Source organism: Vibrio sp. 1167, from assembly GCF_033340375.1.
In the GTDB taxonomy this organism is placed as follows: domain Bacteria; phylum Pseudomonadota; class Gammaproteobacteria; order Enterobacterales; family Vibrionaceae; genus Vibrio; species Vibrio alginolyticus.
The window spans coordinates 1-1,059 of record NZ_JAWOWK010000117.1; the positions used below are offsets into that span (position 1 = coordinate 1).

Genomic DNA, 1,059 nt, shown 5'->3' on the forward strand with positions numbered 1-1,059 from the left:
AACCAGCGGGAAATGGGTTTCATGCACTGCGCCATTGGCATCGGTACAACAGTTTTGTTTTCCAGCTCGGTTTCATAAATTGCTTCAATCGCTTTGACGGAAGCGGTCGTGGTCAAGTTTTGGCTAGCATGTAGGTAGGCATTTTCAGCCAGTTTTTCTCGCAAGTCGGCATCTTGCATGACCAATTGAATCGCATTCAGCAGTCCAGCCATGCCCTGGTTTGGATAAAGAAGGGCGCTATGGTTGTGCTCGAACAATTCGGGAATACCGCCAGTTTTAGGTGCTACGATTGGCAGTTTTGCTAATGCCGCTTCTCCTACGACTAGACCAAAAGCCTCTTCGTATGCGCCGCTAATGAAAGCGTCAGCATTGCCCGACATCCAAGCGCCTGCATTGGTCTGTTCTCCGACGAAGTGCACGCGGTCTTGCATACCAAGAACGGTAACTAATTGCTTCAAGTTTTCGCGCTCTTCACCGTCGCCGACAATCACGAGATGTGGATTGGTTTGATGGTAGTTGTGCATTCGCATAGCATGAATGAGGCGGTCAAACCCTTTGCGTTTGATCAGTGAACCAACCGAAAGGAAGGTGAACGCATTGGCAGGAATCCTCAAGCGCGCTTTGATGTCGATAGGCGCTTCAGAGTCATCCAAAGAGACGCCGTTGTGCACTACGTGCAGTTGCTCTTCTGGATAACCATCGCGCAGAATTTCACGGCCTACATCTTTGCTTACACAGATCAATTTTGGCGAAAGGTGCAAGCCAAGCGAAAAACGATCGCGCAACGTGTAGTGACAATGCAATTGCGTGACTAGAGGTACATGATTCATGCGTGCGGCTAAGGACATCCACTGGCAAGGGCCACCACTGTTGACATGAACGAGGTCGATATTGTGCTTCTCGATGAGCGCTGAACCTTGTTTGATCAGGTTATTCCAACCTGTGATGTCCCAACGCGGCGCACACCAGCCACCGACGAGATTGAACGTAGAGTGCTCTGCTTTGATACCAAGATCTTGGCATTTCTCAATCAGAGGTTGGCAGTTCGACCAGACAATT

The 1,059-nt window shown here is 49.7% G+C and carries 1 protein-coding gene; it reads right to left on the reverse strand.

The window, feature by feature from the left end; all coding sequences use genetic code 11:
- Nucleotides 1–1,059: glycosyltransferase (locus R7Z78_RS24770; RefSeq protein WP_169643738.1), on the reverse strand; the 1,059-nt coding region annotated here is incomplete at both ends.